Annotated in this window: 6 protein-coding genes and 2 pseudogenes; 2 read left to right on the top strand and 6 right to left on the bottom strand. The window is 68.2% G+C overall.

All coding sequences use genetic code 11. The features are described 5' to 3' along the window. The 6 genes and pseudogenes from GRX66_RS15160 to GRX66_RS15185 all read right to left on the bottom strand — a co-directional run. Nucleotides 1–338 (bottom strand): annotated as a pseudogene (locus GRX66_RS15160) (cupin domain-containing protein); the annotation flags it as partial. 119 nt (nucleotides 339–457) lie between these two features. After that, the gene (locus tag GRX66_RS15165) at nucleotides 458–772 is read right to left on the bottom strand and encodes a DUF7126 family protein (protein WP_159527303.1); all 315 of its coding nucleotides are present in this window, start codon (nucleotides 770–772) and stop codon (nucleotides 458–460) included. 6 nt (nucleotides 773–778) lie between these two features. Further along, nucleotides 779–1,696, bottom strand: a complete 918-nt coding sequence (gene guaA / locus GRX66_RS15170; protein WP_159527304.1) for a glutamine-hydrolyzing GMP synthase — start codon at nucleotides 1,694–1,696, stop codon at nucleotides 779–781. Continuing rightward, nucleotides 1,696–3,381 carry a CTP synthase gene (locus tag GRX66_RS15175; protein ID WP_159527305.1) on the bottom strand — a complete coding sequence of 562 codons (1,686 nt, stop codon included), beginning with the start codon at nucleotides 3,379–3,381 and terminating at the stop codon, nucleotides 1,696–1,698. Before GRX66_RS15175 ends, guaA begins: the two co-directional genes overlap by 1 nt. Before the next feature lie 184 nt (nucleotides 3,382–3,565). After that, a complete protein-coding gene (locus GRX66_RS15180; protein WP_159527306.1) occupies nucleotides 3,566–4,180 on the bottom strand; it encodes an alpha/beta hydrolase in 615 nt (204 codons plus the stop codon). 66 nt (nucleotides 4,181–4,246) lie between these two features. Beyond that, nucleotides 4,247–4,921 carry a hypothetical protein gene (locus GRX66_RS15185; RefSeq protein ID WP_159527307.1) on the bottom strand — a complete coding sequence of 225 codons (675 nt, stop codon included), beginning with the start codon at nucleotides 4,919–4,921 and terminating at the stop codon, nucleotides 4,247–4,249. Nucleotides 4,922–5,027: 106 nt separating this feature from the next. Here GRX66_RS15185 and GRX66_RS15190 point away from each other — a divergent pair, with 106 nt between their 5' ends. Together GRX66_RS15190 and GRX66_RS15195 are read left to right on the top strand one after the other, a co-directional pair. Next, complete coding sequence (locus GRX66_RS15190) at nucleotides 5,028–5,906, top strand: PspA/IM30 family protein (RefSeq protein WP_159527308.1); 879 nt, start codon at nucleotides 5,028–5,030, stop codon at nucleotides 5,904–5,906. A gap of 146 nt (nucleotides 5,907–6,052) precedes the next feature. Next, nucleotides 6,053–6,412, top strand: a pseudogene (locus GRX66_RS15195) (hypothetical protein); the annotation flags it as partial.

Below are 6,412 nucleotides of genomic sequence, written 5' to 3' on the forward strand. Positions count from 1 at the left end.
CGCCGGCTCGCCGCGTGCCGCCTACTCCATCCGGCGCCATCGTCGCCGTGAACACCGGCGACGTCGTCGCTGTCGTTGCGCGCGCCGTGCGGGACGCCGCGCTCGTGGACGACCACGCCGGGCGCGCTCACGACCGCTTCCTCGTCGCCCTGGACGACCACGACCTCGCCCTCGAGGACGTGGAACGCGTTCGTCTGGTCGGCGTGCTCGTGCGGTTCCACCTCGCCGCCCGGCCCGAGCGCGAACGCCTTCACGAGCGCGTCGCCGGAGTAGTACAGTTCCTCGGTGACGACCTCGCCGGCGTCCGGCGACAGGTCCGGATAGCAATCGAGTGACACGCCCGAACGATGGCGGGCGAACGGCTTAGAACTCGGGGTCGGAGACGTCCGTCAGAACCGTTCGTTCGGGCCGGGGTCAGTGACGGCCCCAGGGCAGTTCCCGAGGCCCGGAGCGACCGTCAGGCCAGTTCTTCGGCGACGGTCGCGGCGTCCAGCAGCGCGGGGTCGACCGCGAGGTCGAGGACGCCCTTCACGAACTCCGGCATCGAATCCGGCGAGTACGCGACTGTCTTCAGGTCGGGGTTGCGCTCCTTCGCGACCGGAATCGCGGTGGCTTCGCCGGCGTCGGTGACGACGAGCAGGTCGGCGTCGTCCACGCCCGCGTCCCGGAGGCGTTCGCCCGACGCGACGCCCTCGATTCTGGTTACTTCCACGCCCTCTGCGTCGAGGGCGTCGGCGATACCGCGGTCGGGTCCGACGACGATGGCCTTCATGCTGACTTACTCGTACTCGATGGTCGCGGGTGGTTTGTGCGTCACGTCGTAGACGACGCGTGAGACGTTGTCGATGGTGCCGGCGATGCGGGACTGCAGCTTCTGGAGTGTCTCCCACTCCAGTTCCTGGGCGCGCGCCGTCATCCCGTCGCGGGACTCCACGGAGCGCACGGCGACGACGTAGCCGTGGACGCGGTTGTCGCCCTTCACGCCGGTCGCCTTCCCGAGGACGGCGGCGAACGCCTGCCAGGGGTCGTACTCCTCGAGTTCCTCCTCGACGATGGCCGTCGACTCGCGGGCGACCTCGAGTTTCTCCGCCGTGACCTCGCCGAGCACGCGGACCGCCAGGCCCGGGCCGGGGAACGGCATGCGCTCGCTGATGATCTCCTCGAGGCCGAGGTGGCGCGCGACTTCCCGCACCTCGTCCTTGTAGAGGTCCCGCATCGGCTCCACGATGCCCTCGAAGTCCACGCGCTCCGGGAGGCCGCCGACGTTGTGGTGGGACTTGATCGTGCCCTCGCTCTCGATGCGGTCCGGGTAGATGGTGCCCTGCACGAGGTAGTCCGCGTCCACCTCGTCGGCGACCGTCTCGAACTCCCGGATGAACTGCTCGCCGATGACGTGGCGCTTCTCCTCGGGGTCGGTGACGCCCTCGAGGGCGTCCAGGAAGCGGTCCTGGGCGTCGACGATTCGGAGGGTGTCCATGAAGCTGAACACCTCCCGGATCTCGTCCGTCTCGCCCTTCCGCATCAGGCCGGTGTCGACGTAGACGGGGACGAGCTGTTCGCCGACCGCCTCGTAGGCCAGCGCCGCCGCGGTCGAGGAGTCGACGCCGCCGGACAGCGCGATGATAGCGGTGTCCTCGCCCAGCGCCTCGCTGATCTCGGCTCTGGCGTCCGTGACGAAGGATTCGACATCCACCATCAGTTGGTCACCTCCTCGGCGTCGACGCCGCTGTCACTGTCTGTGGTGCGCTCACCGTGGCCGTCGGTCTCCGTGCGGTCCAGGACGGCCTCCAGCAGGCCGACGAACGGCGGGCTCGCGCGGGTCGGCCGCGAGCGGAACTCGGGGTGGAACTGCGTCCCGAAGAAGAATGGGTGGTCGTCGTACTCCAGGATCTCCATGCGGTTGCCCGCCTTCCCGGAGAACGTGATGCCGTTCTCCGTGAGGTCGTCGATGTACTCCGGGTTGACCTCGTAGCGGTGGCGGTGGCGTTCCGTGCACGACGTGTCGCCGTAGAGGTCGTGGGCCAGCGTCCCCGCTTCGATCTCGGTCTCGTGGGCGCCCAGCCGCATCGTCCCGCCGAGGTCCTCGAGGTCGTACTGCTCGGGCAGCAGGTCGATGACGGGGTACGGCGTGTCCTCGTCGATCTCCGTGGAGTGCGCACTCTCCATCCCGAGGACGTTGCGCGCGTACTCCACGACCGCGAGCTGGAAGCCCAGACAGAGACCGAGGAACGGAACGTCGTGTTCGCGGGCGTACCGGATGGCCTCGATTTTGCCCTCCGTGCCCCGCGAGCCGAAGCCGCCCGGGACCACGATGCCGTCGGCCTCCTGCAGGCGGTCCTCGTGGTGGTCCTGCATCTCCTCGGAGTCCACCCAGAGGGGGTTCACGTCGACGTTCTTCTCCAGGCCGGCGTGCTTGAGCGCCTCGTGAATGCTCATGTAGGCGTCCTCGAGCGCGTACTTCCCGACGAGCGCGATGTCCACTTCGCCCGTTCGTTCCCGCGTGACGAGGTCCCGCCACTCGGTGGAGCGTTCGGATTCCGGGAGCGCGTCCGCGGCGAGGTCGAACTGGTCCATGACGTACTCGTCGAGGCCCTCCTCCTCGACGGTCAGCGGGACGTGGTAGACGTCCTCGACGTCGGGGTTCGAGAACACGGCGTCCGTGGGCACGTCGCAGAACAGCGCGATCTTCTCCTTCGTGTGCGGGTCGAGGCGGTCCTCGCAGCGCCCCACGAGGATGTCCGGCTGGAGACCGATGGACCGGAGTTCCTTCACGGAGTGCTGGGTGGGCTTGGTCTTCTGCTCGCCGTTCTGGGAGTAGGGCACGAGCGTGACGTGCGCGAACAGGATGTCCTCGTCGTCCTCCTCGTGGCTGAACTGTCGGAGCGCCTCGAGGAACGGCATCCCCTCGATGTCCCCGACGGTGCCGCCGACCTCCACGAGGCAGACGTCCGACCCCTCGGCGGCCTCGCGGACGCGACGCTTGATGTCGTCGGTGATGTGCGGGATGATCTGGACGGTCTTCCCGAGGTAGTCGCCGGCGCGCTCGCGCTCGATGACGTGCTGGTAGACCTTCCCCGTGGTGACGTTGTGGTCGGAGGTCATGTCCTCGTCGAGGAACCGCTCGTAGTTCCCCAGGTCGAGGTCGACCTCCCCGCCGTCTCTCAGCACGTACACCTCGCCGTGCTGGAACGGGTTCATGGTGCCCGCGTCCACGTTGAGGTACGGGTCGATTTTCACGGCGGTGACGTCGAAGCCCGCGTTCGAGAGAAGGCGGCCCAGGCTGGCGGCTGTGATGCCTTTCCCCAGCCCTGACATCACGCCACCGGTGACGAACACGAACTTGCTCCCCAGTGACGGGTCGTATCCGGTCTCCGTCGGCATACTGACCGTGCGGTCGGCGTGGCAAAAACGGTTTCGGGACGCCGCTGTGTGAGCCACGTGCTGGCACGATAGGGACCTATTTCCGGGCGGGAACCACCGCGAGCAATCACGCCGTCAGCGCGCGTCGAGGCGGAACGGCCCAACCGTCATCAGCCCGCGTCGAAGCGGACCGATTCAATCGACTTCAGCACGCGTCGAACAGGAACGGCCCGACCGTCTCCGCGACGGTGTCCATCCGGCCGACCATGAAGTGGTCGCCGTCCAGTTCGACGACGTCGTAGTCCAATGCCTCGGCGGCCTCGACGACCGGCTCCCAGTCCACGGTCGTGTCCCGGGACGCGTACACCACCTGCACGGGCGCGTCGATGTCCTCGAGCGCGCTCACGGCGTTCAGTCCCGCGGGCAGTTCCGCCGTGGGCGCGAGCACGGAGACGGCGCACAGCGTCTTGCCGACGGTCGCGGCCGCCAGCAGGGCGACGCTCGCGCCGAAACTGAACCCGAACACGCCGGCGTCCTCGTAGCGCTCGCTCGCCCAGCGGATGGCGTTCCGCGCGTCCTCGCGTTCGCCCATTCCCTCGTCCCACTCGCCGTAGTCGAACCTGAGCGCGGCAGTGTTGCGGTCGACGAGGTACTCGGAGACGGCGAGGAGGCGGTCGTCGCCGCGGTGGCCGCGGTGCTGGGGGTGAGGCGGACACAGCACGACGCAGGAAGTCGGGTCGTCGGCGGCGTCGCTGTCCGGCGCGTCCAGCGTCGCCTCGACGTCGCGCGCGCCCGGCACGAGCACGGTCTCGTGATGCATGTGCGCTCCTACCCCACCTAGAGCCGTGAAGGCTGCGGTCTCAGTAGACCGGCGTGCAGATGGGAACTACGAATCTCTCCCGGGGCCGTCCGCGGTCATCGAGAACGTCCCATCGTCGGCGATGGTGAGAGTGTACGTCGCGGTGAACACGGGGCCATCCTCGTCGGTCTCTGCAGCGGCAAACGTTGCGTCGACGCTGTACTCACCGGCCGAGAAACAGCCGTCCGGCGACCCGTGGAAGAAGACCTCGTGGGTTACGGCAAAGGACTCGCCCGGTACGATGGTCCGGTGCTGCCGGATGTCGGCGACCGCCGGCTCCGCGCCCTCGGACAGCCGCCAGCACCCGTCTCGACGAGAGTCCGGGTGCTCGGACAGCGAGACGTGCTCCGATTCCGGCGGGATCCACACGAAGTAGGGGTCGTCGCTCGGCCACGCGAGGACCCCCTCCATGGGGTAGCCGTTGTGGTCGGCGGGACGCACGGGCACCTCGCGGTCGCCGGTGTTCTCGAGGGCGAGTTCGATGGTCGGTGGGGCGTCAGCGGTCGGCTGCTGGGCGACGGTGGCGCTCGCAGACAACACCGATGGGTCGAACTCCGTGCCGGTGGTGGCCGTCTCAGTACTACCGGACGGCTTCGTGGTAGTGTCGTCCGTGCTGCCGGGCGCCAGCGTCTGGCATCCCGCAATGCCGGCGAGCGTAGCCGCGCCAGCGACGAGTACCGCCCGTCGCGAACGCCGAGTCACGTAGACCGGTTAGGGTAGCGCCACGAAGTGCTTTGTGGGAACGCCGCTCGGTGTTCGTTCCTGTTCCGCGGTGAACGTTTTACGTGCTGAGGCCCAACCCACGAGTATGGGTATCGTATCACGAATCTCGTACGCGGTCCGGTCGAAGCTGAACGCCCTTGTCAGGTCCACCGAAGACCCGACGGAGACGCTGGACTACTCCTACGAGCGCCTCCGCGACCAACTCCAGGACGTGGAGACGGGGCTGGCCGACCTCACTGCGCAGAAGAAGCGACTGGAGGTCCAGCAGGAGCGACTCGCGCAGAACGTCGAGAAACACGACGACCAGGCGTGGGAGGCCGTCAAGCAGGGCCGCGACGACCTCGCGCGCCGCGCGCTCGAGAAGAAGCAGGCGAAACGCGACCAGGTCGCGGAGCTCGACGACCAAATCGCGGACCTCGAGCGGACACAGCGTGACCTCGAGGAGCAGAAGGACGAGCTGGAGGCGAAAGTCGAGGAGTTCCGCACGAAAAAGGAGACCATGAAGGCGCGCCACGAGGCCGCGGAGGCGCAGACGCGCGTCTCAGAGACGGTGACTGGCGTCGGGGACGACGACGTGGCGCGCGCAATCGAACGCGCGAAGACCCAGACCGAGGAGATGGAGGCGCGGGCGGCCGCGATGGACGAACTGAGCGACCGCGGCGTCCTGGACGGCGCGGTCTCCGACGACGACCGCATCGACCGCGAACTGGCGGCCGAGCGCGACGACGTGGACGCGGAACTGGCGGAAATCCAGTCGGAGGTCCGCGGCGAGGACGCCGCCGAACCCGTCGACGTGGCTGTCGAGGGCGAGACACCCGACTTCGAACACGACGTCGACGAGGCGGAACACGCCGACGCCATCGACGACGCGGACGAGGCGGAACTCTCTGAAGCCATCGAAGACGTCGACGAGGACGCCGTCGAGGAGGAGCTGGAAGCCATCCGCGAGCAAGAACGCACCTGACAGGCAGGCCACTCCGACCCGCCTGCACGGACTGAGAAACGCACTGCCCCCGGACCGAGACCCATCCCGGCACCGACGGGCGTCGAGCGGCGGGCGACGCACGCATCTGCGAGTATTTTTTTCAGTTCCGGCGTCGTACAACCAGTATGGCAGACAGCGGCCAGAGCCAACCGGACGACCAGATGCGGGAACGCGGCCCTGGAAGCAACCGGTGGACGTGGGTCGTCCTCGACGCTGACCGCAACGTGGTCGCGGGCGGCCTGCTCGTGGTGCTGTTCGCGTCGATAGTGGCGGTCGGATCGCTGCTGCCGACGCCGGCGTACGTGCTCCTGACGGAGGGCGATCCGCACGAGACGCTGTTCAACGCGCTCGTCGGCTCAACTATCACCGGCGTCACGCTCGTGTTGACGTTGAGCCAGCTCGTGCTGTCCCAGGAGCTCGGGGCCGCCGGCGACCAGCGCGAGCGCATGGAGGGCGCGATGGCGTTCCGCGCGGACGCCGCCGAC

Origin of the sequence: Halobacterium bonnevillei (assembly GCF_009831555.1) — an archaeon.
Lineage (GTDB): Archaea > Halobacteriota > Halobacteria > Halobacteriales > Halobacteriaceae > Halobacterium > Halobacterium bonnevillei.

Excerpts from the sequence above, each read along its gene's own strand:
- GRX66_RS15165 (WP_159527303.1), bottom strand. The coding sequence starts at position 772 with ATGAAGGCCATCGTCGTCGGACCCGACCGCGGTATCGCCGACGCCCTC.
- guaA (WP_159527304.1), bottom strand. The coding sequence starts at position 1,696 with ATGGTGGATGTCGAATCCTTCGTCACGGACGCCAGAGCCGAGATCAGC.
- GRX66_RS15175 (WP_159527305.1), bottom strand. The coding sequence starts at position 3,381 with ATGCCGACGGAGACCGGATACGACCCGTCACTGGGGAGCAAGTTCGTG.
- GRX66_RS15180 (WP_159527306.1), bottom strand. The coding sequence starts at position 4,180 with ATGCATCACGAGACCGTGCTCGTGCCGGGCGCGCGCGACGTCGAGGCG.
- GRX66_RS15190 (WP_159527308.1), top strand. The coding sequence starts at position 5,028 with ATGGGTATCGTATCACGAATCTCGTACGCGGTCCGGTCGAAGCTGAAC.